The 24,604-nt window shown below is 56.1% G+C and carries 26 protein-coding genes; 8 read left to right on the forward strand and 18 right to left on the reverse strand.

What is annotated here, in order from left to right:
* Positions 1-106 precede the first annotated feature (106 nt).
* Entirely contained in the window at positions 107-538 is a 432-nt protein-coding gene (locus tag HP564_RS10120; protein ID WP_371242601.1) for an N-acetyltransferase family protein, read from the forward strand.
* Here HP564_RS10120 and HP564_RS10125 read toward each other — a convergent pair.
* Positions 516-1,871 (reverse strand): aminotransferase class I/II-fold pyridoxal phosphate-dependent enzyme, encoded by a 1,356-nt coding sequence (locus HP564_RS10125; protein WP_371242603.1) that lies wholly within the window; start codon positions 1,869-1,871, stop codon positions 516-518. The two genes, HP564_RS10120 and HP564_RS10125, sit on opposite strands and share 23 nt — an antisense overlap.
* 131 nt (positions 1,872-2,002) lie before the next feature.
* Here HP564_RS10125 and HP564_RS10130 point away from each other — a divergent pair, with 131 nt between their 5' ends.
* The 6 genes from HP564_RS10130 (at position 2,003) to tatE (ending at position 6,700) form a co-directional block, all read left to right on the forward strand.
* Entirely contained in the window at positions 2,003-2,974 is a 972-nt protein-coding gene (locus tag HP564_RS10130) for a nitrate ABC transporter substrate-binding protein (RefSeq protein WP_371242605.1), read from the forward strand.
* Positions 2,971-3,765: a deaminated glutathione amidase gene (locus HP564_RS10135; RefSeq protein WP_371242607.1), complete on the forward strand. Its 795-nt coding sequence runs from the start codon at positions 2,971-2,973 to the stop codon at positions 3,763-3,765. The genes HP564_RS10130 and HP564_RS10135 overlap by 4 nt, the downstream gene beginning before the upstream one ends.
* 18 nt (positions 3,766-3,783) lie before the next feature.
* Positions 3,784-4,671 (forward strand): ABC transporter substrate-binding protein, encoded by an 888-nt coding sequence (locus tag HP564_RS10140; protein WP_371242609.1) that lies wholly within the window; start codon positions 3,784-3,786, stop codon positions 4,669-4,671.
* Positions 4,668-5,624, forward strand: coding sequence for an amino acid ABC transporter permease (locus tag HP564_RS10145; protein ID WP_371242611.1), 957 nt, complete (start codon positions 4,668-4,670; stop codon positions 5,622-5,624). Before HP564_RS10140 ends, HP564_RS10145 begins: the two co-directional genes overlap by 4 nt.
* Positions 5,621-6,391, forward strand: coding sequence for an amino acid ABC transporter ATP-binding protein (locus HP564_RS10150; protein WP_371242613.1), 771 nt, complete (start codon positions 5,621-5,623; stop codon positions 6,389-6,391). The genes HP564_RS10145 and HP564_RS10150 overlap by 4 nt, the downstream gene beginning before the upstream one ends.
* Before the next feature lie 105 nt (positions 6,392-6,496).
* On the forward strand, positions 6,497-6,700 hold the full coding sequence (gene tatE, locus HP564_RS10155) for a twin-arginine translocase subunit TatE (protein ID WP_371242615.1): 204 nt from the start codon (positions 6,497-6,499) through the stop codon (positions 6,698-6,700).
* 100 nt (positions 6,701-6,800) lie between these two features.
* On the opposite strand, the gene lipA is transcribed toward tatE, so the two are convergent.
* From lipA to leuS, 13 genes are all read right to left on the reverse strand, one after another.
* Positions 6,801-7,766: a lipoyl synthase gene (gene lipA / locus HP564_RS10160; protein WP_120451382.1), complete on the reverse strand. Its 966-nt coding sequence runs from the start codon at positions 7,764-7,766 to the stop codon at positions 6,801-6,803.
* A gap of 169 nt (positions 7,767-7,935) precedes the next feature.
* Complete coding sequence (lipB, locus tag HP564_RS10165; RefSeq protein WP_371242618.1) at positions 7,936-8,595, reverse strand: lipoyl(octanoyl) transferase LipB; 660 nt, start codon at positions 8,593-8,595, stop codon at positions 7,936-7,938.
* Positions 8,596-8,676: 81 nt separating this feature from the next.
* Positions 8,677-8,940 carry a DUF493 family protein YbeD gene (ybeD, locus tag HP564_RS10170; RefSeq protein ID WP_371242620.1) on the reverse strand — a complete coding sequence of 88 codons (264 nt, stop codon included), beginning with the start codon at positions 8,938-8,940 and terminating at the stop codon, positions 8,677-8,679.
* Positions 8,941-9,040: 100 nt separating this feature from the next.
* On the reverse strand, positions 9,041-10,252 hold the full coding sequence (dacA, locus tag HP564_RS10175; protein WP_371242622.1) for a D-alanyl-D-alanine carboxypeptidase DacA: 1,212 nt from the start codon (positions 10,250-10,252) through the stop codon (positions 9,041-9,043).
* 105 nt (positions 10,253-10,357) lie between these two features.
* Positions 10,358-11,440 (reverse strand): endolytic peptidoglycan transglycosylase RlpA, encoded by a 1,083-nt coding sequence (gene rlpA / locus HP564_RS10180; protein WP_371242624.1) that lies wholly within the window; start codon positions 11,438-11,440, stop codon positions 10,358-10,360.
* A 10-nt stretch (positions 11,441-11,450) separates the two neighbouring features.
* Positions 11,451-12,563 (reverse strand): peptidoglycan glycosyltransferase MrdB, encoded by a 1,113-nt coding sequence (mrdB, locus tag HP564_RS10185; protein WP_371242754.1) that lies wholly within the window; start codon positions 12,561-12,563, stop codon positions 11,451-11,453.
* Between the two features lie 8 nt (positions 12,564-12,571).
* Positions 12,572-14,476: a peptidoglycan DD-transpeptidase MrdA gene (gene mrdA / locus HP564_RS10190; protein ID WP_371242626.1), complete on the reverse strand. Its 1,905-nt coding sequence runs from the start codon at positions 14,474-14,476 to the stop codon at positions 12,572-12,574.
* A gap of 34 nt (positions 14,477-14,510) precedes the next feature.
* On the reverse strand, positions 14,511-14,981 hold the full coding sequence (rlmH, locus tag HP564_RS10195) for a 23S rRNA (pseudouridine(1915)-N(3))-methyltransferase RlmH (RefSeq protein ID WP_371242628.1): 471 nt from the start codon (positions 14,979-14,981) through the stop codon (positions 14,511-14,513).
* A gap of 3 nt (positions 14,982-14,984) precedes the next feature.
* On the reverse strand, positions 14,985-15,302 hold the full coding sequence (gene rsfS, locus HP564_RS10200) for a ribosome silencing factor (protein WP_371242630.1): 318 nt from the start codon (positions 15,300-15,302) through the stop codon (positions 14,985-14,987).
* Positions 15,303-15,421: 119 nt separating this feature from the next.
* Positions 15,422-16,066: a nicotinate-nucleotide adenylyltransferase gene (gene nadD, locus HP564_RS10205; RefSeq protein ID WP_371242632.1), complete on the reverse strand. Its 645-nt coding sequence runs from the start codon at positions 16,064-16,066 to the stop codon at positions 15,422-15,424.
* On the reverse strand, positions 16,059-17,090 hold the full coding sequence (holA, locus tag HP564_RS10210; RefSeq protein WP_371242634.1) for a DNA polymerase III subunit delta: 1,032 nt from the start codon (positions 17,088-17,090) through the stop codon (positions 16,059-16,061). The genes nadD and holA overlap by 8 nt, the downstream gene beginning before the upstream one ends.
* Positions 17,087-17,680, reverse strand: coding sequence for an LPS assembly lipoprotein LptE (gene lptE, locus HP564_RS10215; protein WP_371242635.1), 594 nt, complete (start codon positions 17,678-17,680; stop codon positions 17,087-17,089). Before lptE ends, holA begins: the two co-directional genes overlap by 4 nt.
* A 14-nt stretch (positions 17,681-17,694) precedes the next feature.
* A complete protein-coding gene (gene leuS / locus HP564_RS10220; RefSeq protein WP_371242636.1) occupies positions 17,695-20,277 on the reverse strand; it encodes a leucine--tRNA ligase in 2,583 nt (860 codons plus the stop codon).
* Positions 20,278-20,500: 223 nt separating this feature from the next.
* Here leuS and HP564_RS10225 point away from each other — a divergent pair, with 223 nt between their 5' ends.
* Positions 20,501-20,989 carry a zinc ribbon-containing protein gene (locus HP564_RS10225; protein WP_371242638.1) on the forward strand — a complete coding sequence of 163 codons (489 nt, stop codon included), beginning with the start codon at positions 20,501-20,503 and terminating at the stop codon, positions 20,987-20,989.
* Positions 20,990-21,166: 177 nt separating this feature from the next.
* Here the strand turns inward: HP564_RS10225 and HP564_RS10230 are convergent, their stop codons facing one another.
* The 4 genes from HP564_RS10230 to HP564_RS10245 all read right to left on the reverse strand — a co-directional run bounded on the left by HP564_RS10230 (position 21,167) and on the right by HP564_RS10245 (position 24,365).
* Positions 21,167-21,892, reverse strand: a complete 726-nt coding sequence (locus tag HP564_RS10230) for an amino acid ABC transporter ATP-binding protein (protein ID WP_371242639.1) — start codon at positions 21,890-21,892, stop codon at positions 21,167-21,169.
* Entirely contained in the window at positions 21,893-22,570 is a 678-nt protein-coding gene (gene gltK, locus HP564_RS10235; RefSeq protein ID WP_371242756.1) for a glutamate/aspartate ABC transporter permease GltK, read from the reverse strand.
* A complete protein-coding gene (locus HP564_RS10240) occupies positions 22,570-23,310 on the reverse strand; it encodes an amino acid ABC transporter permease (RefSeq protein ID WP_371242640.1) in 741 nt (246 codons plus the stop codon). Before HP564_RS10240 ends, gltK begins: the two co-directional genes overlap by 1 nt.
* Before the next feature lie 155 nt (positions 23,311-23,465).
* On the reverse strand, positions 23,466-24,365 hold the full coding sequence (locus HP564_RS10245) for an amino acid ABC transporter substrate-binding protein (protein ID WP_371242641.1): 900 nt from the start codon (positions 24,363-24,365) through the stop codon (positions 23,466-23,468).
* Positions 24,366-24,604 lie beyond the last annotated feature (239 nt).

Raw genomic sequence — 24,604 nt, forward strand, 5'->3', positions numbered from 1 at the left:
ATCACATAAAAGCGCAGTAACATGATGGCAACAATCCTTACCTGCAGCTTTTTTCTTGCCAACACTATATAACTGAGCGGCAGCATAATCTTCTTGAGGAGGCAGGATGAATATACGTCAGGCACAGGCGAAAGACAGCTTTGCGCTCAGCGCGCTGCTGGCAGAATTAGGCTACGGCGGTACCGAAAGCTTTATTGATAAACGTCTTGCCCAGCTGATCAGCGATCCCGATGAAATGTTGCTGGTGGCGGAGCATGGCACGCAGGTACTGGGATTCCTGTCGATGCATTTTGTCCCGCAGCTGGCGCTGGCGGGCGATTTCGCCCGCATCAGTTATTTTTGCATTGCCGAAGGGGAACGCAGTAAAGGCGTTGGCCAGCAGCTTTTACTGCATGCTGAAGAGATGGCAGTGCAGCGTGGATGTGATCGGATGGAAGTGCACTGCCACGCCTCGCGAATTAAGGCGAACCAGTTCTATCTGCGCGAAGGCTACGTTGAGTCGCCGCGTTACCACATTAAAGATCTGCATTCAGCGTAACGTCGCGTCCCGATGCAATCGCCAGCGCGCTGGCAACCATCTCCAGCTGAGCCTCTGGCAGGCTGGCAATACTGACGCGAATAAACTGCAGCGGTCCAAGGCGACAGCGCTCGCCCGGCAGTACGGCAATGCCGCGCGCAGCCAGCGTAATCATGGCGTACTGCTCCGAAGCGACCGGTATACAGATGCTCAGCCCGTCGCGCATCGGCAGCGAGAGTCCGCGTGCTGCCAGCGCGGCCAGCATTTTTTCTCGTCGCTGGCGATATGTCGCGCGCGCGGCGCTGATTTTCTGCTGGGTTACCTCATCCTCAAGCAGCCAGGCGACGCTATCCTGCAACAGGCGGCTGGTCCAGCTTACGCCGAAGTTTCGCCACGCCTGGATGCGTTTCACCATTTCTGCGGTCGCGGACAGCACGGCGAGACGCAGATCGGGGCCGTAGGCTTTAGAAAAGGAACGCACATGGAGAGTTCGCGCCGGGAAAAAATTACCCAGGCTCCAGGCGGCGGCTGAAGAGAGATCGCCAATGCCGTCGTCCTCAACAATCAGCGCCGCACTCTCTGCCAGCACCGCAGCCAGCGCTGCCTGACGCGTGGTACTGACGCTGTTGCCGGTTGCCGAATGGGTGCGCGGTTGATAGATCACCATGACTGGCGATTTTTGCAGCAGCACGGCCAGTTTTTCCGGCAATGGGCCTTCATCATCACAGGCTAATGGCAAAATTTCTGCCCCCACATTATCCAGTATATCCAGCAGGCGAGTCGCCGTTGGATCTTCAATGATAACGCGATCGCCGGGCGACACCAGCGTCTGCACCACCAGATTCATCGCGTCAAAGCCGCCGTCCGTTGCCAGAAAGGCTTCAGCAGGATAGGGCCAGCGCGGCTTAATGGCCGCGAGCAGCGGAGGTGAAATGGCCTCACGAACATAGCTGTTAAGGTGTGGCGACTGCAGTGCCGCCTGCAGCGCAGGTTGTAAATCGGGCAGCAGCGCCAGATCGGGTGAGGCTATCGACAGGTCAGCGCGAATGTTGTCGCCATAGTTGCCAATTTTTTCGAAGCGAATCGGCCGCGGCATGGTTGTAGTGCCCGCGACCCAGACGCCGCTGCGTCCTTTTCCCGCCAGCACTTTCTGTTTTTTTAGCTGTGCCCAGGCGGCTGATACGGTAGCAGGGCTGACGCCCAGCTTCTCCGCCAGTTCTCGTACCGCCGGCATCTGCACCCCAACAGCAATCTTCCCCTCACGGATCAACGTGGACGCGACCAGCGCAATACCTTTCACGGAGGTGTCAGTGATCTGTTCGCACAGCCATTCAAGCTCAATTTTTTGCGTCATAAGAAAAAAGTTTGTTCAGTAACAAATTAATGATTGTTCAGCTTAGTATTCCCGAACTAGTATCAAATTCAAGCACAATTTGGTGAATTAATCGTCGGCGCGACGGAGCGCCATCAGATAACGGGGCAAGCATGAGCAGAGTAATCGTCAGACTGGCGGTGCGTGACTGGGACTATTTCACACCGCTGGCGTTAGGGGATCTGAAGGCGGAAGGTTTTGATGTGATACTCGATCGCGTAAATACCCTGGTCGATAACCTCGCCACCCATCCAGATTATGACGGCGGCGAAGTCTCTTTCAGCCGCTATGCGCAAGGGCGTGCCCGTGGCGATACGGGACTACTGGGGCTACCGCATTTTCTGATGCGCGGCTTCCGTCAGCGCTGCATCATCACCACTTCCCACAGCCCTCTGACCACGCCTGCCCAGCTGAAAGGCAAGCGCATTGGCGTGACCGGCTGGCAGGATTCAGGCAATACCTGGACACGCACCATATTGCGTGAAGCGGGCGTCGAAATTGACGATGCCTACTGGTTTGCTGGTCGTCTGACCGGCGATCATCCCGTGACCGATCGTCTGGCGGGATTTGGGCGGCCCGGCCGCATCGAAGCCGCGCCAGAGGAGCGACCACTGCTGGATCTGCTAAAAGCCGGGGAGCTGGATGCGGTTTTTACGCCTTTTATGCCGGACGGTTTTTTCCTGCCTCAGTCGGGGCTGCGCCAGTTACAACCCGATTTTTATCAGGCGGAGCGTGATTACTTCAACCGCGTCGGCTATGTGCCCGGCATCCACATTCTTGCCCTTAAGCCAGCGCTGGCTGAGCAGCATCCCTGGCTGCCGCAGGCACTCAGTGAACTGATCGATCGCTCGGCCCAGGTGTGGCTGAAGAAGCGGGAAAAGTACGCTGATACCACGCCCTGGCTGCTGGACGATTTGCGACGCACCGCGCAGGAATTACCCGCCAGCTGGAATCAAAACGGCTTTGGGGTTAACAAGAAGATGATCGCTGATTTTGCCAGAGAACTTTATCAGCAGGGTCTGACTACAACGAATCTGACGCCGGAAGCCCTTTTTCCGGCCGCGAGCAACGGGGTGCAACAATGAAAGTCGCTATGGGACAGTTTGCCGTCAGCCGTGAATGGCAGGAAAACGCCACTATCTGCCTTGATCTTATGACGCGAGCCGAGTCTGGCGGAGCCGATCTGCTGGTTCTGCCGGAGGGCGTACTGGCAAGAGACATTGCCGACCCCGATCTGGTCCTGAAAGCGGCCCAGCCGCTGGACGGTCCTTTTCTGACCCAGCTGCTGCAACAGAGTCAGGGGAGCGCGCTGACCACCATGATGAGCGTACATGTCCCCGCTGAAGAGAACAAAGCGCTCAATGTACTGATTGCGATCCGCAACGGCGAGATCATTGCCGCCTATGAAAAACTGCATCTTTATGACGCCTTTGCGATGCAGGAGTCGCAGCGCGTCAACCCGGGCCAGACGATCCCGCCGCTGGTTGAGGTGGCGGGAATGAAGGTCGGCTTAATGACCTGTTATGACGTGCGCTTTCCTGAGCTGGCACGCCGCCTGGTTCTGGATGGCGCAGAGGTGCTGGTGCTACCTGCCGCGTGGGTAAAAGGCCCGCTCAAAGAGATGCACTGGGAGCTGCTTACCACGGCCCGTGCGCTGGAAAATACCTGCTATATGGTAGCTGTCGGCGAATGTGGCCCGCGCAATATTGGCAACAGCCTGGTGATCGACCCACTCGGCGTGGCGATTGCCAAAGCCCCGGAGTCAGCCGCCCTGGTTTTTGCCGATCTTGATCCGCAGCGTATCGCCTACGCGCGCAGCGTGTTGCCGGTGCTGGAGAACCGCCGTTTTGCCCGCCCGGAATTGAAAACAGAATAGAAGCCTGGGAGAAAAGCCGTGAAAAATTCTGCAATCGCTATCCTGCTGTCGTTTGGTCTCTGCATCTCGCTGGCCCATGCCGCAGACGCCATTCCGACACAGCAGGTCGATCAGGCGCTACACGATCGCCTGCCGGACGCCGTTAAACAGGCGGGAAAAATGGTCGCCGTAAATAACGGCTCTTTTCCACCCTATGAAATCGTCAACGGTCCCCATGCCATGGACGGTGCCTCGGCCGATCTCAGCAGTGCGCTGGGGCAACTGCTGGGCGTAAAGATTGAGCATGCAACGGTCAGTGGGCTTTCCGGCGTGTTGTCAGGCATTAATTCAGGTCGCTATCAGCTGGCGATCGGCCCCATTGGTGACTACCCGGATCGTCAGCAGAAAGTCGACTTTGTCGATTTTGTGCAGGAGTTTGTGGTGTTTGGCGTGCAAAAAGGAAACCCGCAGAAAATTAACGGGCTGGAAGATACCTGCGGCAAACGCATTGCTGTAATGGCGGCGGGCTCGGCAGAGCAGGTGATCCGCAAGCAGTCTGACACCTGTGTTAAGGCGGGTAAACCTGCGGTGATCGTACAATCCTTTACCGATCAACCCTCCTCAATACTGGCTGTACGCTCTAAACGGTCAGACGCATTTTTCTCCTCACAGGCTCCGCTTACCTGGTTTATCGATCAGGCCAACGGTCAGCTGGAACTTTCCGGTCAGGGCGAGAAAAATGGATTTGGCGATATCTTTCAGGGCACGGTGGTACCAAAAGGCTCTGAACTGGGCAGAGTGGTGCTGGACGCCTATAAGGTGCTCTACCAGAACGGTACCTATGCTGCCATCATGAAAAAATGGCATCTGGAAGGCAATATGATTGGCGCGCCGGGCCTGAATCTGGCGCAAGGGGCGGCAAAATGAGCTCCTCTACCCACAACACAGGGGCCACGGAGCGGGCAGAGGTGCAGCAGCGCGACGTCGCATATGCCCGCAGCGCCCCCGCTTATGGACGCTGGATCTCATGGATTGTGGTGCTGGTTATTGCCTCAAACTTTCTCTGGATAGTGGCAACCAATCCCAACTTTGAGTGGCAGGTGGTGCTGCAATGGTTTACCGAGGCGTCGGTGCTGCAAGGGTTGAAAGTGACGCTCGGTCTGACGCTGGTTTCAATGGTGCTTGGCACCCTGCTGGGGCTGTTACTGGCGGTATGGCGGCTGTCAGAAAACCGTCTGCTGAGCAGCATAGCCAGTCTCTACATCTGGTTTTTTCGCGGCACACCCCTGCTGGTACAGCTGATCTTCTGGTATAACCTGTCAACGCTGTTTCCGACCCTCTCATTAACGTTGCCCTGGACCTCACTGACCGGGGCCAGCTGGAACACCAATGACCTGATCACACCGCTAACGGCAGCGATCGCTGGACTGGCGCTGAATGAGGCTGCCTATATGGCAGAAATCATCCGTGCCGGGCTGCTCTCCGTGGACAATGGCCAGGTGGAGACCACGCAGGCGTTTGGCATGAGTCGCAGTCGCGCCCTGCGCCGCATTATTATTCCGCAGGCGATGCGCGCCATTATTCCGCCAAGCGGAAATCAGCTGATCAGCATGATCAAGGCGACCTCGCTGGTCAGTGTGATCGCGATGGGCGATCTGCTCTATTCCGTTCAGGCGGTTTACAACCGCACCTTTGAGATCGTCCCGATGCTGATGGTGGCGGTAATCTGGTATCTGTTAATTACCTCTGTGTTGAATGTCGGTCAGTCAGCTATTGAGCGTTACTATGCCCGCGGCTCGCGTCGTACGGTTGAAAACGTCAAAGCGCGATCGCCTGCGGTCAGACCCGAAACTCGTCTGGTGCATAAGGAGGAAGTATGAGTCACGTCATACCGCTGGTCCGCGCGCGCAACGTACACAAACGTTATGGCCACAACGAAGTGCTGAAAGGCATCGATCTGGATGTCTACCCCGGCGAAGTGGTGGTGATCCTCGGCCCGTCGGGATCCGGTAAGTCCACTTTCCTGCGCTGTATTAACCATCTGGAGGAGATGAATGCGGGATCGATTATGGTTGGCGACGAGCAGATTGGCTATGAGCTGAAGCGAGGGATATTACACCGACTCTCACCACGTAAAATCGCGCGGCAGCGGCAGAAAATCGGCATGGTGTTTCAGCAGTTCAACCTCTATCCACATATGACGGTTCTGCAAAACATTATTGAAGCGCCGGTAGGGGTGCATAAATTTCCACGTCACGACGCCATTGCCCACGCCAGGGCACTATTAGACACGGTCGGATTAAGCGATAAAGCGGACGCCTGGCCGCGTCATCTGTCGGGTGGACAGCAGCAGCGCGTTGCCATCGCTCGCGCGCTTGCCATTAAGCCCGCGCTGATGCTGTTTGATGAGCCTACGTCGGCGCTTGATCCCGAGCTGGTTGGCGAGGTGTTGAATACCATGCGAACCCTGGCCGATCAGGGGCTGACCATGATTGTAGTAACGCACGAAATCGGTTTTGCCCGTGAAGCTGCCGATCGGGTCGTGTTCATGGATGGGGGTGTAGTTGTCGAGCAGGGACCTCCGGAGCAGGTGATCGCCAGGCCACAGCATCCGCGTACCCAGGCGTTTCTTAGCCGTTTTATTTAATCGCCGCTAAATAGATCTTACTCTGTTACAGATTGTAGTTGAGCTTATCGCCAAACTGCGCGTAAATAGCGCTGTTCGTTTTTCGCTAAGGTTGAAAGGTAAAGTATGGAAGGTATCAGTATTGCCAAACTGCTGATCATCGGTGCGCTCATCGTACTGCTTTTTGGCACCAACAAGTTACGTTCACTGGGTGGCGATCTGGGCTCCGCAATCAAAGGCTTTAAAAAAGCCATGAAAGATGAAGAACCCGCCGCAACTAAAACGACTGCTGAAGAGATTCCGGCCGAGCGCGTCACTCACAAAGAGTAAGGTGTCATCGCCAGCGCGCAGATGTAACGAGTTATGTCTCACGCATAAAAAAACCAGACGCTTTATTGTCTGGTTTTTTATTGTCTGGCGTCAGGCTGGCTTATTTCACTTCCAGTCCTTTTGCCTGCATATCCGCATGATAAGAGGAGCGCACAAAGGGACCGCATGCAGCGTGAGTAAAGCCCATCGCCAGCGCTTCTTCTTTCATCTCGTCAAACTCAGCAGGGCTGACATAACGCTGAACCGGCAAATGATGGCGACTTGGCTGCAGATACTGTCCCAGCGTCAACATAGTGACGCCATGGCGACGCAGATCGCGCATCACTTCGATAATTTCCGCATTGGTTTCGCCCAGGCCGACCATCAGGCCCGATTTGGTTGGGATCTCCGGATGGGCTTCTTTGAAACGCTCCAGCAGCTTCAATGACCACTCATAGTTTGCACCCGGACGCACCTGACGGTAGACGCGCGGAACGTTCTCCAGGTTGTGGTTAAATACGTCTGGTGGCGTAGCGTTAAGGATCTCCAGCGCGCGATCCATGCGGCCACGGAAATCGGGCACCAGGGTTTCAATTTTGATCGACGGACTTTTTTCGCGGATAGCGGTAATACAGTCAGCAAAGTGCTGTGCGCCGCCGTCGCGCAGATCGTCGCGGTCGACAGAGGTGATAACGACATAGCGTAACGCCATATCGGCAATGGTCTGCGCCAGTTTCAGCGGCTCACCGGCATCCGGTGCGTTAGGGCGACCGTGCGCCACGTCGCAGAACGGGCAGCGGCGTGTGCAGATAGCGCCAAGGATCATAAACGTAGCGGTGCCGTGGTTAAAACATTCGGCAAGGTTAGGGCAGGAGGCCTCTTCACAGACGGAATGCAGGCCGTTTTTACGCATCGCGGCTTTGATGCCCTGGATTCGGCTGGAATCCGCAGGCAGCTTGATTTTCATCCATTCGGGCTTGCGTAACAGTTCCTGACGCTCAGTCACAACGGTTTTCACCGGGATAAGTGCCATTTTATCTGCGTCACGATATTTGACGCCGCGTTCCATCTGAATTGGTTTACTCATAAGTCTGCAGGTTCCGGTCGGATTGCGCGGTGAAAGCTTTCGCATTCAGGTCAGCGAGTGAGCTTTCAACTTTATTTGATAAAATTTCAAAAATTATATCAGTTCCGCCTGGCAGAAACAGCCGTCGGGCAGCGGGAAAAGTTACAATTTTGTAAATTCGCATGCATCGTTAAGGCAGCGGCGCGGTTTCAGCGGCCAGCCATTCCACATTGCTGAAGTTCAGCAGGCGCGCAAACGCCGACACCAGCAGCGGCTGCACATCTGCCAGACTGACGCCAGGCTGGAAGGCGCTCAGTTGCGTCATACGCATTCCAGCATAGCCGCAGGGGTTGATGCGCAGAAAAGGCGTAAGATCCATCGCCACATTCAGCGCCAGGCCATGAAACGAACAGCCTTTTCGGATACGCAGGCCCAGTGAGCAAATTTTCTCTTCGCCAACATAAACGCCAGGCGCATCAGGACGCGCACGTGCCTCAACGCCAAAGTGTGCCAGCGTCGCAATAACCGTCTCTTCCAGCGCAGTGACCAGCTGGCGCACGCCGATTTTGCGGCGTTTGACATCGATCAGCACATACATGACCTGCTGGCCTGGTCCGTGATAGGTCACCTGCCCACCGCGATCGCTCTGTACTACGGGAATATCGCCCGGCATCAACAGATGTTCAGCTTTACCGGCCTGACCCTGAGTGAAAACGGCATGATGTTCTACCAGCCAGACTTCGTCGCGGCTGTCGCCGTTACGGCGATCGGTGAAGTGATGCATGGCATCGGAGACGGGCTGCCAGTCGCGCTGGCCGAGCTGGCGGATAAGAAGCGTATCTACTGACAAAACGGTGGTCCGGTTAGGGAGGAAAGAGTGAGTATAACGTCGGCAAAGGGCAAGACCAAGGCCCTTTGCCGAGAGGGGCACTTACAGCACCATGCGTACGATCTCAATGTTACCCAGCTCTTCATACAGGGTCTCAACCTGTTCAATATGCGTGGCATTGATGGTGATCGACACCGAGTGGTAGTTGCCTTTACTGCTTGGCTTAATATCAGGAGAGTAGTCGCCGGGCGCATGGCGTTGCACCACTTCAACCACTTGATCAACCAGCTCCGGCTGCGCCAGACCCATCACTTTATAGGTAAAAGGGGTAGGGAATTCGAGCAGTTCATTCAGTTTGGTTTTCATATTGACTCCGGTGCATAAAAAACAGGCTCCCGCCGAAGCGGGAGCATTATCATAACGTAGATATGGGAACAGTGTGGCGATTTTTCAACCGCCAGTTTGCTTAACCGAACCAGTGATGGAACATCAGTTTGATATAGTCGATGATGCGGCTGAAGAATCCGCCTTCCTGCACTTCGTTAAGCACCACCAGCGGACGCTGTTCAATCGTTTTACCGTCAAGCTGGAAATTGATGCTGCCCACGACCTGATTTTTTTGCAGCGGGGCGTGCAGTTCGGTGTTGTTCAGCACGTAGCTGGCTTTGAGATCTTTCATGCGGCCGCGCGGAATCGTCAGATAAGCGTCTTTCTCTACGCCCAGCTGTACGCGATCGCTGTTGCCGAACCAGACCGGCTCAGAGGCAAACTCTTTGCCCGCCTTCAGCGGTGCCACGGTTTCAAAGAAGCGGAAGCCCCAGGTCAGCAATTTTTTACTTTCAACTTCACGACCTTTAAAGGTACGGCCGCCCATTACCGCTGAGATCAGGCGCATCTGGCCTTCGGTAGCTGAAGAGACGATGTTATAGCCTGCTGATGCCGTATGGCCGGTTTTAATACCGTCGACGTTGAGGCTGGTATCCCACAGCAGACCATTGCGGTTTGTCTGACGGATATTGTTAAAGGTGAACTCTTTCTCCTTATAAACCGAGTACTCATCCGGCACGTCGCGGATCAGCGACTGACCAATCAGCGCCATATCGCGTGCTGAACTGTACTGGCCTTCTGCATCCAGACCGTGCACCGTCTGGAAATGGGTATTTTGCAGACCCAGCGCCTTCACGTAGTTGTTCATCAGACCCACAAAGGCGTCCTGGCTGCCGGCAACATAGTCCGCCATGGCCACGCAGGCATCATTGCCTGACTGAAGCACGATGCCGCGCGTCAGCTGTGACACCGGCACGCGATCGCCGGGTTTCAGGAACATCAGCGAAGAGCCCTTAAATACCGGGTTGCCGGTTGCCCACGCATCTTTACCGACGGTAACCACGTCATCCTGATGGATTTTGCCCGCTTTGACGGCCTGGCCAATAACATAGCTGGTCATCATTTTGGTCAGGCTGGCGGGATCGCGGCGCGCATCGGCGTTTTTCTCAGCCAGCACTTTGCCAGAGTTGTAGTCGATAAGGATATAGGCTTCGGCGTCAATATCGGGTACGCCGGGGATCATGGTTTTGAGGTTAACGTCGTCAGCAAGTGCAACGTGGCTGAGCGAAAAGGCGATCAGTGAGCCCACTGTCAGGCGTTTCAGAAAACGAGCAGATTTCAGCGTGTTCATGTATGGACTACAACATCCGTGGGTTAAGGTTAAAAAAAAGTGGCTCATCATAGCAAATGCCTGTTTTGCCGGCATCTTGCTTTGTCATTCTCTTGTTAACAGAGATTAACGGCGCGCATTGGTAATAAAAGCAGCCTGACCCTCTGCGTTCAGACGCTGCTGAAGCGCAGCAGCGTCAGCGCGGCTGTTAAACCCGCCAAGCTGAATGCGATAGACGTTGTTGCCCGCGTTTTCCACCGAGCCGGGGACACCATATTTTTGTCCCAGGCTGTGCGCCAGCTGTTGAGCACGAGCAGCATCGTTGATTGCGCCAACCTGGACGACAAAACTGCCCGCCGCGGGCGCTGCCGCCGTGCTGGTAGCCGACGGAGCAGGGGCCGCGGCCGGGGCGGCAGCCGGTTGAGGTTCTGGCTCGCTGCCCTCCAGCACACCGTTCGCTAAAGGCTGTGGCGCACCGAGAAAGCCGCTACTGCTGACGGGCGCGCCGAGATTGCCGTTGCTTTGCAGCGTACTGTTGTCAACGGCGCGAATATCCTGCGCCGGTACGGGCGCAGCGGCAGGAACGCTACTGCCGTTCATCACGCCGTTACTGCCAAGATCGGGACGGGCGGGCAGGGCATAGCTCTGCTTCGCCACCGTGGTGCCGATGGTGCCCGGACCAGACAGTGTGCCGTCTGGCGCAACCTGAATAAAGTCAACGCGCACGCGCGTGTTGTTTGAGATGTTAAGGCGATCGCCTGCCGCCCGCGACAGATCGATGATGCGCCCTGGGGTATAGGGGCCGCGATCGTTAACGCGTACCACAATCTGACGGCCGTTGGCGAGGTTGGTTACGCGCACGTAGCTGGGGAGCGGCAGCGTTGGATGGGCCGCCGTCAGCGCGTCGGGATCGTAGCTTTCACCGATGGCGGTGCGCTTGCCCTGCGCCTCATCACCGTACCAGGCTGCCAGACCCATTTCGCTGAAGTTCGATGGATCTTTGACGATGCGATAAGACTTGCCGTTAGCACTGTAATCCTGGCTGGTGCCGGGATTCACGGGCTCATATTTCGGCTCGACGCCCGGGATTTCCACGACCGGCCCGTTATAGGCTGGTTGCGGCGGTGCGGTGTTTTGCGGTTCTGTGGGAGTAGTACAGGCAGTCAAAACCAGCAGTGCCAGAGCAACGACAGGCCATTCCTTACGCATGTGCAGCCTCTTAAACGCTTTTAGATAACATTTTTCTGTGAGTATGGATCGACATCACAATGCCAAATCCCGCCATAAGCACGATCAACGCTGAACCACCGTAGCTGACCAGCGGCAGCGGCACGCCAACCACCGGTAAGATACCACTTACCATGCCAATGTTAACGAAAACATATACAAACAAAATCAGCATTAACCCGCCCGCCATCACGCGGCCGAAAGTGGTCTGAGCGCGAGCGGCAATCATTAACCCGCGCAGAATCAGCAACAGGTAGAGTACCAGCAGAATCAGAACGCCAACCAGGCCCAGCTCCTCAGCCAGAACGGCGAAGATAAAGTCCGTATGGCGTTCAGGCAAAAACTCCAGCTGGGACTGGGTACCGTGTAGCCAGCCTTTACCGCGCAGCCCGCCAGAGCCGATAGCAATTTTTGACTGAATAATATGGTAGCCGGCACCGAGCGGGTCGCTCTCAGGATCGAGCAGCATCATCACGCGATCGCGCTGATAGTCGTGCATCAGGAAGAACCACAGAATCGGGATAAAAGCCGCGACCAGCAGGACGGCAACGCCGATCAGTTTCCAGCTCATGCCTGACAGGAACAGCACGAAGAGGCCCGATGCAGCAATCAGAATAGAGGTGCCGAGGTCGGGCTGTGCCGCCACCAGCAGCGTTGGCATAAAGATCAGGATTAGCGCGATGCCGGTATTTTTCAACGTGGGTGGACAGACGTCACGGTTGATAAAGCGCGCCACCATCAGCGGTACAGCAATTTTAGCTATCTCTGACGGCTGGAAGCGCACTACGCCGAGATCCAGCCAGCGCTGTGCGCCCTTACTGATATGACCAAAAGCGTCCACCGCCACCAGCAATATCACGCAGATAATATAAAGGTAGGGCGCCCAGCCCTCATAGACGCGCGGCGGCACCTGGGCCAGAACCAGCATGATCACCAGACCCATTGCAATCTGGCCGATCTTGCGTTCCATCATGCCCGGATCTTGTCCGCTGGCGCTCCAGATGACAATGGCGCTGTAGCTCAGCAGGGCCAGAATCACCAGCATAAACAGCGGATCGATATGGATACGCATCCAGATCGATCGTTTTTGCGGACTATCGTTCATCGACATCTCTATTCACCTTCATAGCCAGGCGGCGTGGGAGCTGCATCTGGCAGAGCCGTATTGTTGTCGCCCAGCATAATGTGGTCGAGAATCTGTCGCATTACCGTTCCTACCGCAGGGCCCGCACCGCCGTTCTCCAGAATCATGGTGACGGCGACGCGCGGCTTGTCGTAGGGCGCAAATGCGGTCATCAGTTTGTGGTCGCGCAGGCGTTCGGCAATCTTGTGAGCGTTGTAGGTTTCGTTCTCTTTCAGACCAAAAACCTGTGCCGTACCGGACTTCGCGGCGATTTTATAGGGTGCATCGGCAAAGCTTTTGTGCGCCGTACCGTTCGGGCGATTTGCCACGCCGTACATGCCGTCTTTGGCAATTTCCCAGTAGCCAGAATGGATATCACCGATCGGCTCGCCGGGCGGCTGACGCCAGGGCACGATAGTGCGGCCTTCACGGGTGGCACGCAGCAGGTGCGGCACTTTTACCACGCCATCATTAATCAGGATCATTAGCGCCTTATTCATCTGCAACGGCGTGGCCGTCCAGTAGCCCTGGCCGATGCCGACCGGTATGGTGTCACCCTGATACCAGGGTTTTTTAAAGCGTTTCTGTTTCCACTCACGCGTTGGCATGTTGCCTGCGCTCTCCTGCGGCAGATCGATGCCGGTGCGGTGGCCATAGCCAAACTTATTCATCCACTCCGACAGGCGGTCTATCCCCATGTCATACGCAACCTGATAGAAGAAGGTATCCGCAGATTCCTCCAGCGAGCGGGTCACGTTCAGTCGGCCGTGCCCCCACTTTTTCCAGTCGCGATAGCGCTTCTCTGAGCCGGGTAGCTGCCACCAGCCCGGATCGAACAGACTGGTATTACGGTTGATGACGCCGGCGCTCAGCGCGGAAACGGCCACGTAGGGCTTCACCGTCGAGGCGGGAGGATAGGAAGCCTGGATTGCGCGGTTGTAGAGTGGACGATTTTCGTCGTTAAGTAACCCGCGATAATCTTTACCTGAAATACCATCGACAAACAGATTCGGGTCGTAACTGGGTGTGGAGACCATCGCCAGAATCTCACCGGTGCGCGGATCGCTAACCACCACGGCGGCGCGGCTGCCGGTCAGTAACGTTTCGATATACTGCTGGAGTTTGAGATCGATGGTCAGCCAGATATCGCGCCCTGCCTGAGGTGACTGCTCGTGCAGCTGACGGATAACGCGGCCGCGGTTGTTGACCTCAACCTCTTCATAACCGGTTATGCCGTGCAGCACATCTTCGTAATAGTTTTCAATGCCCAGCTTGCCGATATCATGCGTTGCGGCGTAGTTTGGCCATTTACCTTCTTTATCAAGGCGCGCCACGTCACGATCGTTGATTTTGGACACGTAACCGACGACGTGCGTCAGGGTAGGGCCGTAAGGATAGTAGCGGCGCTGATAGCCTTTCACTTCCACGCCGGGAAAGCGGTACTGATTGACGGCGAAGCGCGCCACCTGTACCTCGTTGAGACCGACCTTCACCGGAATAGAGGTAAAGCGTCGTGAGCGCTTGCGCTCTTTATCAAAGGCGTCGATATCCTCATCGGTGATATCCAGCACCGGACGCAGATCGTTAAGCGTTTGCTTCAGGTTATCGACTTTTTCCGGCACCAGCTCAGCCTGATAGATGGTGCGGTTGAGCGCCAGCGCCGTGCCGTTGCGGTCATAGATAATGCCGCGGCTCGGGGCCACCGGCACCAGCTTGATACGGTTTTCGTTGGAGCGGGTACTGTAATCTTCAAAGCGCAGGATTTGCAGATGGTAAAGATTAATCACCAGCACGCTGGAGAGCACCAGAATGCCAACGAAAGCAATTAATGCCCGACGGACAAAAAGTTTTTGTTCGGCAGTGTAATCGCGAAAGGCGTTGCTTTGTAATTTCATCCGCTACTTAAAATGTCGGGGTTAGCCTTACCGTTTATTCACGATGATAAGGGTGATTGGCGGTGATGCTCCAGGCGCGATAGAGGCTCTCTGCGACCAGCACGCGCACCAGCGGATGAGGTAGCGTCAGCGCCGAAAGTGACCAGCTCTGCTCGGCTGCCGCTTTGCAGGCCGGTGCCAGGCCTTCCGGGCCGCCAATCAGCAGGCTGACGTCGCGCCCGTCCAGCTTCCAGCGCTCCATCTGCTGCGCAAGCTGAGGCGTTTCCCACGGCTGTCCGGGTATATCGAGCGTGACAATGCGGTTGCCTTTGCCTGTTGCCGCCAGCATCGCTTCGCCCTCTTTTTCCAGAATGCGTTTGATGTCAGCGTTCTTTCCGCGTTTTCCAGCAGGCACCTCCACCAGTTCCAGCGGCATATCTTTAGGAAAACGACGCAGATATTCGGTAAAGCCGGTCTGTACCCAGTCGGGCATTTTCGTGCCTACGGCCACAAGCTGCAGTTTCACCCGTCAGCTCCAGAGCTTTTCCAGCTCATACAGCTGGCGGCTCTCTTCCTGCATTACGTGAACGATAACATCACCCAGATCGACAACCACCCAGTCTGCGGCGTTTTTACCTTCCACGCCCAGGGGGATCAGACCCGCCGCGCGCGACTCCTGCACCACGTGATCCGCAATGGAGGAGACATGGCGTGTAGAGGTACCGGTGCAGATAATCATGCAGTCGGTGATGCTGGATTTGCCCTGCACGTTGAGTGCGACGATATCCTGACCTTTAAGATCGTCAATCTTATCAATAACGAAGTCTTGGAGTGCTTTGCCTTGCAAAAGGTTCCCCTTTAATAGTGGATGGTGACGGGCTGACTGTGGGTCTGAATGCCGCAGCCAAAAATTGAGCCGCGCAGTATAGCATGCCTTTTCGCGCGCATCCTACGCCCGAATGGCGGTTATTTCAGGTAGAGGCCGGTACGGTCGATATAGTCGATCACGGCAGGCGGCAGCAGGTCGTCACAGGGCAATTTCTGGTGACGCCGCTGACGAATTTCCGTGGCGGAGATGTCCACCAGCGGCGTGTCGGCCAGCCAGATAAAGCCAGCGGGCTGCTGATGCAGCTGCTGCGCACTGACCGCAAGATGATCCTCAAGCCAGCACTGCATCTCTGGCGACTCCATTTCGGCCGCGTACCCCGGACGTTTGCACACCAGCAAATGGCACAGCGACAGAAGCTCCTGCCAGCGGTGCCAGCCAGATAAGGAGAGCAGGGAGTCCTGACCGATAATAAAGCCCAGCGGCTGCTGCGGGCCGCGCTCGGCGCGCAGCGCCTCCAGCGTGGCAACGGTCCAGGAGGGCGTTTCGCGCATCAGCTCGCGGGTGTCAATCTCAAACAGTGGCCGATCGCTTATGGCGCAGCGCAGCATGTCGACGCGCTGCCTTGGGCTGGCTTCGGGCTGGGGACGATGCGGCGGCACGTTATTTGGCAGCAGCAGCACGCGCTTGAGCCCGATCTGCTGGGCCAGTGCTTCGGCTGGGCGCAGGTGGCCATAGTGCACCGGATCGAAGGTGCCGCCGAGAAGGGCATGGAGCTCAGACACAGGCAAAACTCGTTGGGAAGTGTTGATGGCACAGCATGAGCGACAGCGTCTCCAGCTGCGGCCAGATGCGCTGTCCATAATCCTGTTTTAACGTCAGTTCAATTTGCGCCAGCAGGTGCACTGCGCGTTGCAGACGAGCGGCGTCGACCCGCTTTAGCGCCTCGGTAAACAGTGCGCGACGATTCTGCCAGATACGCTGCTGATCCATTAACGTGCGCAGTGGCTGTTGCGCCTGATGTCGCTGTAAATGCAGCAGCGTCATCAGATCGCGCTGCAGGGTGCGCAGCAGGATCACCGGCTCGCTATCCTCTTTTTCCAGCTGGTGCAGAATATGCAGGGCACGTTTACTTTTACCTGCCAGCAGCGCATCCACCCAGTGGAAGGACGTAAAGTGTGCGGCGTCACTCACCGCTTCTTCGACACGCGGCAGCGTAAGCTTTCCGTCCGGCCAGAGCAGCGACAGTCGTTCAAGCGCCTGTGCCAGCGCCAGCAGATTGCCTTCATAGCAGTAGCACAGCAGCTGGATAGCCGCATCGTCTACCGATAACTTCATGCTTTTGGCGCGGGTTGCCACCCAGCGCGGCAGCTGTGCCTGTTCCGGCGTCTGACAGGGTACCAGCACGCCATGCGCGGAAAGCGCCTTAAACCAGGCACTGTTCTCCTGCGCTTTGGTGAGCTTTGCCATACGGCAGACCAGCAGAATATCGCTGTGCAACAGCCCCGCCAGTTTGCTCAGCTGTTCAGCCATCGCCGCACTGGGGCCGTTTTCCGGGAAAAGCAGGGTCAGGGTCTGACGCTGGGCAAACAGGCTGAGCGACTGGCAGCTGGCAAACAGGCTCTCCCAGTCAGTTTGCGCATCCAGCGTAAAACTAAAGTGTTCTTCAAATCCTTGTGCGGTTGCGGCGGCGCGCACGGCATCGGCGCTCTCCTGCAACAGCAGCGGTTCGTTTCCGGCCAACAAATAGCAAGCGCGCAGCCCCTCACGGAGCTGCGCGCCAAGCTGTTCAGGATAGATCCTGATCATTGCAGGCCAGTAGTGGAAGAGGAGGGGCGTTCCGCAGGCAGCGCAGCGTCGCTGGCTGTGGCGGGCAGCGTCTCTTTGCTGTTCATCTGCGCAGCATGGACGGACAGAAGTTTACGCACCAGCTGTTCGGCGGCGCGCTGGCGCATCTCCTGCACGATCATGTCCTGCTCAGCATCTTTTGCCAGCGCCGCATTCGGGTTATCGAAGAATGAACGATAAACCGCGGTGCTAATCGGATAGATGCCTTTGCCCGGCAGCAGAACCTGTGCCGACACGTTCATCACCAGCGAATATTCCGCTGTGGTGCCGCTAATAAACACCGATGCGGTATCACGGCCCTGCACTTCTGCGCCAAGGCGCAGCGTCGGGATGTCGGTGCGATTTTGCTTCGTATCTTCAACGATGGTGACGTTGTTGAGACGCAGCTGCTGGCGCACCGTGCGAGCCAGTGGGCCATAAGGATCGCTGCTGTTAACAATCAGGGTTTTCAGCTCACTGGGCACCTGTGTGGTGCCGCGTGGATGAAAACCGCAGCCAGCGATGAGGGTCACCGCCAGCAGGACAAACAGCCTGATAATCAGATGTCGCACAGTTCCTCCTGAACTTAACCTACGACCAGGTTAAGCAGTTTGCCAGGTACATAAATCACTTTGCGGATAGTGACGCCGTCAAGGTACTTCGCCACCAGGTGCTCCTGGGCTGCACGAGCCTGAACCTGCTCCTGCGTTGCGTCGGCAGCCACGGTAATTTTACCACGTACTTTACCGTTGACCTGCACCACCACCAGCAGTGAGTCTTCGACCATTGCGGCCTCGTCTGCCACCGGCCACACGGCATTGTCTACGCTGCCTTCACCGCCCAGCGCCTGCCACAGCACATAGCTGGCATGCGGGGTGAACGGGTAGAGCATACGTACCACCGCCAGCAGCGCTTCCTGCATCAGCGCACGATCCTGCTCGCTCTCCTGAGGAGCACGCGCCAGCTTGTTCATCAGCTCCATGATGGCAGCGATAGCGGTGTTAAAGGTCTGACGACGGCCGATGTCATCGGAAACTTTTGCGATGGTTTTGTGCAGATCGCGACGCAGCGCTTTCTGCTCATCGTTGAGGCTGTCAATGTTCAGCGCGGCCGTGGCACCTTTTGCCGTGTGCTCATAGGCGAGTTTCCACACGCGCTTCAGGAAGCGGTTAGCCCCTTCAACGCCAGATTCCTGCCACTCCAGCGTCATTTCGGCCGGTGAGGCAAACATCATAAACAGACGGACCGTATCTGCGCCGTAACGCTCCACCATCAGCTGCGGGTCAATGCCGTTGTTTTTCGACTTCGACATTTTACTCATGCCCGCATAGACCACTTCGCGGCCCTGCGTGTCGGTCGCTTTTACGATGCGGCCTTTTTCGTCGCGCTCAACGGTCACGTCTACCGGTGACACCCAGTTACGCTCGCCGTTTGCGCCCAGGTAGTAGAATGCGTCGGCCAGCACCATACCCTGACAGAGCAGACGTTTCGCCGGTTCGTTTGAGTTCACCAGGCCCGCGTCACGCAGCAGCTTGTGGTAGAAGCGGAAATACATCAGGTGCATGATGGCGTGTTCGATACCGCCCACATATTGATCGACCGGCAGCCAGTAGTTGGCTGCCGCCGGGTCCAGCATACCTTCATCATAGTTGGCGCAGGTATAACGTGCGTAGTACCAGGAGGACTCCATAAAGGTGTCAAAGGTATCGGTTTCGCGCAGCGCTGGCTGGCCGTTGACGGTCGTCTTCGCCCACTCCGGATCAGCTTTGATGGGGCTGGTAATGCCGTCCATCACCACATCTTCTGGCAGGATCACCGGCAGCTGATCTTCTGGCGTAGGCATCACGGTGCCATCTTCCAGCGTCACCATCGGAATGGGGGCTCCCCAGTAACGCTGACGGGAGACACCCCAGTCGCGCAAGCGGTAGTTCACTTTGCGGACGCCAACGCCTTTGGCAGCCAGCGCGTCGGCGATAGCGTTAAAGCCCGCTTCATGGCTCAGGCCACTGAATTCGCCAGAGTTGAACAGCGTGCCTTTCTCGGTCATCGCGGCTTCGCTGACGTCCGGTTCGCTGCCGTCGAGGTTCAGCACAACCGGCTGGATGGGCAGATTGTATTTGGTGGCAAATTCCCAGTCGCGCTGGTCGTGTGCCGGCACCGCCATTACCGCACCGGTGCCGTACTCCATCAGGACGAAGTTAGCGACCCAGACCGGCACGTTATCGCCCGTCAGCGGATGAATAGCGAACAGGCCAGTGGCCATGCCCTTTTTCTCCATGGTCGCCATATCGGCTTCTGCCACTTTAGTGTTACGGCATTCAGCAATAAAGTCAGCCAGTACTGGATTGCCCATCGCGGCCTGCGTAGCCAGCGGATGGCCTGCGGCAACGGCAACATAGGTGGCGCCGAGGAAGGTGTCGGGACGCGTAGTATAAACGGTTACTTTTTCTTCGCTGTCGGCGACATCAAAAGTGATCTCTACACCTTCAGAGCGGCCAATCCAGTTACGCTGCATGGTCTTGACCTGCTCAGGCCAGTCCTCCAGCGTGTCGAGGTCGTTAAGCAGTTCATCCGCATAATCGGTGATTTTGACAAACCACTGAGGGATCTCTTTGCGCTCAACTTTGGTATCACAGCGCCAGCAGCAGCCGTCAATAACCTGTTCGTTTGCCAGCACCGTCTGATCGTTTGGGCACCAGTTCACCGCAGAGGTTTTTTTATAAACCAGCCCTTTTTCATACAGCTTTGTGAAGAACCACTGTTCCCAGCGGTAGTACTCTGGTTTGCAGGTGGCCAGCTCACGGCTCCAGTCATAGCCAAAGCCCAGCAATTTCAGCTGGTTCTTCATGTATTCGATATTGTCGTAGGTCCAGGGCGCGGGCGCGGTGTTGTTTTTAACCGCAGCACCTTCAGCGGGCAGGCCAAATGCATCCCAGCCAATCGGCTGCAGCACATTTTTACCAAGCATACGCTGGTAACGGGCAATCACATCGCCGATGGTGTAGTTGCGTACGTGGCCCATATGTAGGCGGCCAGAAGGATAGGGCAGCATGGAGAGGCAGTAATATTTCTCTTTGCTCTCATCTTCGGTCACTTTGAACGTTTGGTTTTCGTCCCAGTGTTGCTGGACGCGGGATTCTATCTCTTCCGGGCGGTATTGCTCTTGCATGGCAGCCTGTGGTCCTTAATGAATAACGCTTAGCTTACTTTACGATCCGCATAGCATACCCATATGGCTGCCGGTCAACAACACTTCGCCATCCTGTTGCCGCGATTTCTCACGCAACGTTGCCTTGCGCTGGTTATTCCAATTCTCTTTCCTGAACGGCAAGGCAAACGGCACAAAGCGGCTAAACTTAAAGCTGACTTACTCGCGCAGAAAGGAGAATAAAATGAATAAAGTGGCGCACATTTATCGCGAATCTCTGGCCGTGCTCACTGAGCGTCTGCGCCATGGCGATCGGGATATCGATGCACTGGTGGCCTCGCGACGTCAGGAACTGATGGCCAGCGAGTCCGCAACGCCGGGCCAGATCGACCAGGCGCTCACCGCCGTCCGACGCGATTTAGCAGAGTTTGCACGCAGCTATCAGGAGGTTCACCAGCCCGAAAGCGTTAACGATTCACTGTTTATGCGCATCATCCGCGAGAGTCTATGGAAAGAGCTGGCGGACATTACGGATAAAAGCCAGCTGGAGTGGCGCGAAGTGTTTCAGGATCTGCACCATCATGGTGTCTATCAGAGCGGAGAGGTGGTCGGGCTAGGCAATCTGGTGTGCGAGAAGTGTCATTTTACGCGTGCCATCTATACGCCCGAGACGTTAACGCGCTGTCCTGAATGTGGTCACGATCAGTTCCAGCGGCAGCCGTTTGAGCCGTAAAAGCGGTGACTGCGCGAGCGCAGCAAAAGTGCATTACGCCTCACGGCCCGCGTTGAGACGCACCTCACGTCTGAGGTGCGCCTGTTAACCGTCTGACGTTTTGCGCCTTGATGCAGCCTGTCCGCCCCACCGCTTTGCGTGGGCCAGGCCAGGCATTATCTGTGCGCATCGCATTAATCAGTGCAGAATCTTCGCCAGGAAATCCTTCGCGCGGTCTGACTGAGGATGATTAAAGAAGTCATCTTTGCGCGTGTCTTCAATGATTTTGCCTTCATCCATAAAGATGACGCGGTTTGCAACCTTCCGCGCGAAGCCCATCTCGTGCGTCACGACCATCATCGTCATGCCTTCGTTGGCCAGTTCCACCATTACGTCGAGTACTTCATTGATCATCTCGGGATCGAGTGCTGAGGTCGGCTCATCAAACAACATCGCGATAGGATCCATGCAGAGCGCGCGTGCAATCGCCACACGCTGCTGCTGGCCGCCCGACAGCTGACCAGGAAACTTCTCGGCATGTGCAGAGAGGCCAACGCGATTGAGCAGCTTTAGCCCTTTTTCACGCGCAGCGGCTTTATCGCGCTTTAACACCTTCACCTGCGCCAGCACCAGGTTATCCACGATGCTGAGATGGGGAAACAGCTCAAAGTGCTGAAACACCATGCCGACCTTGCTGCGCAGCTGCGCCAGGTTAGTTTTTTTGTTGCTCACCTCGGTGCCGTTCACCAGAATGCTGCCCTGCTGAATCGGCTCCAGGCCGTTGACGGTCTTGATCAGGGTCGATTTACCTGAGCCAGAGGGGCCGCACACAACGACGACTTCGCCTTTCTGGACCTCGGTCGTACAGTCGGTCAGCACCTGAAAGTGACCATACCACTTAGAAACATTTTTCAGGTTAATCATTTAAACCGTCCTTTTTCTTTTTAGATAGCTGACCAACAGCGACGCGCTCAGGCTGATCGCAAAATAGACCAGACCGGCGAAGAGAACCATTTCTACCTGGGTACCGTCACGCTCACCAATGGTTGAGGCGGTGCGGAAGAAGTCCGCCAGGCTCAGCACGTAAACCAGAGAGGTATCCTGAAACAGCACGATGCCCTGCGTCAGCAGCAGAGGCACCATGGCGCGAAACGCCTGCGGCAGAATAATCAACTTCATTGACTGCCACTGTGTCATTCCCAGCGCCAGCGCGGCATTGGACTGACCGCGTGAGATGCTCTGAATACCGGCACGAATAATCTCGGAGTAGTAGGCCGCTTCAAACAGCGAGAAGGCGATCATGGCCGAAATCAGGCGAATATCCGTTTTCGGTGACAGTCCCAGTACCTGCTGCAAAAAGCTCGGTACCACCAGATAGAACCACAGCAGTACCATCACCAGGGGGACCGAGCGGAACAGGTTGACATAAAGTCGGGCGAACCAGCTGATCGGCTTAAAGGTGGAGAGGCGCATCACCGCCAGCAGGGTGCCCCAGATAATGCCAAATATCACGGCGGTGACGGTAATCTTCAGCGTAATCCCCAGACCGTTAAGCAGGTAGGGCAGGCTGGGAGGAATAGAGCTCCAGTCAAATTCGTACATCATTTGCCTCCCAGGTTCCCCGGCAGACGCACCTTGCGCTCTACCAGACTCATAATCAGCATGATCACCAGGTTAATGGCAATATAGGCCAGCGTAATGGCCGTGAAGGACTCGTAAGCATGCGCTGAGTAATCAAGCAGTTTGCCAGCCTGCGCTGCCATATCCACCAGTCCGATGGTTGAGGCGATGGCCGAGTTCTTCACCAGGTTAAGCATTTCCGAGGTCATCGGCGGCACGATAACGCGGTATGCATTCGGCAGCAGCACGTAGCGGTAGGTCTGCGGCAGCGTCAGGCCCATCGCCAGCCCCGCATTTTTCTGCCCGCGCGGCAGCGACTGAATCGCGGCACGCACCTGCTCGCAGACGCGTGCGGCAGTAAACAGGCCGAGACAGATTACCGAGGCGGTAAAAAACTGGATATTAGGGTCCAGCTCCGATTTAAACCACATGCCCAGCTTCTCGCCCACCAGTTCTGGCGCCACCAGGTACCAGAAGAAAAACTGTACAATCAGCGGAATATTGCGGAATAACTCAACGTAGCAGGTGCCGATCGTCGAAAGCAGACGATTAGGCACGGTACGCAGAATGCCAAAAAAGGATCCTACCAGGAAGGCGATAATCCAGGCGCAGCAGGAGACCGCAACGGTCACCTGAAATCCGGACCACAGCCAGCCGAGGTAAGTCGTGTTGCCGAACGGGGCCTGTTCAAGAAAGATGCCCCAGTTCCAGTCGATACCCATAACGAGCTCCGGTAAAAAAGGGTAGCTAAGCTACCCTGAAGATTGATGAACGGCGTCTGTATGGCCTGCTTCAGGGGAACGACCTGAGCAGTTTGTCTGTCCGCGCCGGGTTTTCAGCAATCGAGAGGGCAGCGGGGCTGCCCTTGTTGTCGTTGTTAGTTCAGTGCTTTGTCGTTTGGCGACTTAAACAGCGCCTGCATATCCGCTGACAGATCGAAATTCAGGTTCAGGTTTTTCGGCGGAATCGGCTGTTTAAACCAGGTGTCGAACCATTTCGCGGCTTCGCCTGAGGTCTGGGCTTTCGCGATGGTATCGTCTACCAGCGTTTTGAACTGTGGGTCATCTTTGCGCAGCATACAGCCGTAGGCTTCCTGCGACTGTGGTGTGCCGACGATCTCCCAGTTATCAGGCTTCTTCGCCTTGGCGCGTTCACCTGCCAGCAGCGCATCATCCATCATAAAGGCCACGGCACGGCCCGTTTCCAGCGTGCGGAAGGAGTCGCCGTGATCTTTGGCGCTGATAATGCGCATCTCCATTTTCTTCTCATCGTTCAGCTTGTGCAGCAGTACTTCGGAGGTCGTACCGGAGGTCACCACCACCGTTTTGCCTTTCAGATCGGCGAAATCTTTGATGTCGCCGCCTTTTTTCACCAGCAAGCGCGTGCCGATAACAAAAATGGTATCGGAGAAGGCGGCCTGCTTCTGACGTTCAAGGTTGTTGGTGGTTGAGCCACATTCGAAATCGTAGGTGCCGTTCTGCAACAGCGGGATGCGGTTCTGCGACGTAATAGGGATCATCTTGATCTGGAGATCCGGCTTATTCAGCTTCGCTTTAATGGCATCAACGATGGCGTTGGAATACGCCTGTGAATAACCCACGACTTTTTGCTGGTTGTCATAATAAGAAAAAGGAACAGATGACTCGCGGTGCCCGACAACAATGACGCCATTGTCGCTGATTTTTTTCAGGGTGCCGCTGAGATCTTCCGCCTGGGCTGCTCCCGCTGCTGCTACGCCTGCCAGCAAAAGCGATAATGCCACTTTGCGAATCTGCATGGTCCAACTCCTTCAAGAGATATTGCACAGAATATAAACTGCGCAGATGTGTGATGTTGTGTCTATTTCCTGCTGCTTTTTTTGTTTTCTCACCGCGCCATGGCGCTAAGAATATTCACTAACATAGCGGATTGTTAACGTTATGAAACGAAAAAGTTTCTTATTTTGCGAAGTGTTCCGCACCAAATTGAGGCGTATTTTGCCCGTTGCGCGCCAGAGGTGCGTCGGACTGCCTTTTA

This window comes from Pantoea sp. KPR_PJ, assembly GCF_041386365.1.
GTDB lineage: Bacteria > Pseudomonadota > Gammaproteobacteria > Enterobacterales > Enterobacteriaceae > Pantoea.

Bases quoted from the DNA above. Each gene is read 5' to 3' on its own strand.
- HP564_RS10120 (WP_371242601.1), top strand. From the start codon at position 107: ATGAATATACGTCAGGCACAGGCGAAAGACAGCTTTGCGCTCAGCGCG.
- HP564_RS10125 (WP_371242603.1), bottom strand. From the start codon at position 1,871: ATGACGCAAAAAATTGAGCTTGAATGGCTGTGCGAACAGATCACTGAC.
- HP564_RS10130 (WP_371242605.1), top strand. From the start codon at position 2,003: ATGAGCAGAGTAATCGTCAGACTGGCGGTGCGTGACTGGGACTATTTC.
- HP564_RS10135 (WP_371242607.1), top strand. From the start codon at position 2,971: ATGAAAGTCGCTATGGGACAGTTTGCCGTCAGCCGTGAATGGCAGGAA.
- HP564_RS10145 (WP_371242611.1), top strand. From the start codon at position 4,668: ATGAGCTCCTCTACCCACAACACAGGGGCCACGGAGCGGGCAGAGGTG.
- HP564_RS10150 (WP_371242613.1), top strand. From the start codon at position 5,621: ATGAGTCACGTCATACCGCTGGTCCGCGCGCGCAACGTACACAAACGT.
- tatE (WP_371242615.1), top strand. From the start codon at position 6,497: ATGGAAGGTATCAGTATTGCCAAACTGCTGATCATCGGTGCGCTCATC.
- lipA (WP_120451382.1), bottom strand. From the start codon at position 7,766: ATGAGTAAACCAATTCAGATGGAACGCGGCGTCAAATATCGTGACGCA.
- ybeD (WP_371242620.1), bottom strand. From the start codon at position 8,940: ATGAAAACCAAACTGAATGAACTGCTCGAATTCCCTACCCCTTTTACC.
- dacA (WP_371242622.1), bottom strand. From the start codon at position 10,252: ATGAACACGCTGAAATCTGCTCGTTTTCTGAAACGCCTGACAGTGGGC.
- rlpA (WP_371242624.1), bottom strand. From the start codon at position 11,440: ATGCGTAAGGAATGGCCTGTCGTTGCTCTGGCACTGCTGGTTTTGACT.
- mrdB (WP_371242754.1), bottom strand. From the start codon at position 12,563: ATGAACGATAGTCCGCAAAAACGATCGATCTGGATGCGTATCCATATC.
- mrdA (WP_371242626.1), bottom strand. From the start codon at position 14,476: ATGAAATTACAAAGCAACGCCTTTCGCGATTACACTGCCGAACAAAAA.
- holA (WP_371242634.1), bottom strand. From the start codon at position 17,090: ATGATCAGGATCTATCCTGAACAGCTTGGCGCGCAGCTCCGTGAGGGG.
- leuS (WP_371242636.1), bottom strand. From the start codon at position 20,277: ATGCAAGAGCAATACCGCCCGGAAGAGATAGAATCCCGCGTCCAGCAA.
- HP564_RS10225 (WP_371242638.1), top strand. From the start codon at position 20,501: ATGAATAAAGTGGCGCACATTTATCGCGAATCTCTGGCCGTGCTCACT.
- HP564_RS10230 (WP_371242639.1), bottom strand. From the start codon at position 21,892: ATGATTAACCTGAAAAATGTTTCTAAGTGGTATGGTCACTTTCAGGTG.
- gltK (WP_371242756.1), bottom strand. From the start codon at position 22,570: ATGTACGAATTTGACTGGAGCTCTATTCCTCCCAGCCTGCCCTACCTG.
- HP564_RS10240 (WP_371242640.1), bottom strand. From the start codon at position 23,310: ATGGGTATCGACTGGAACTGGGGCATCTTTCTTGAACAGGCCCCGTTC.
- HP564_RS10245 (WP_371242641.1), bottom strand. From the start codon at position 24,365: ATGCAGATTCGCAAAGTGGCATTATCGCTTTTGCTGGCAGGCGTAGCA.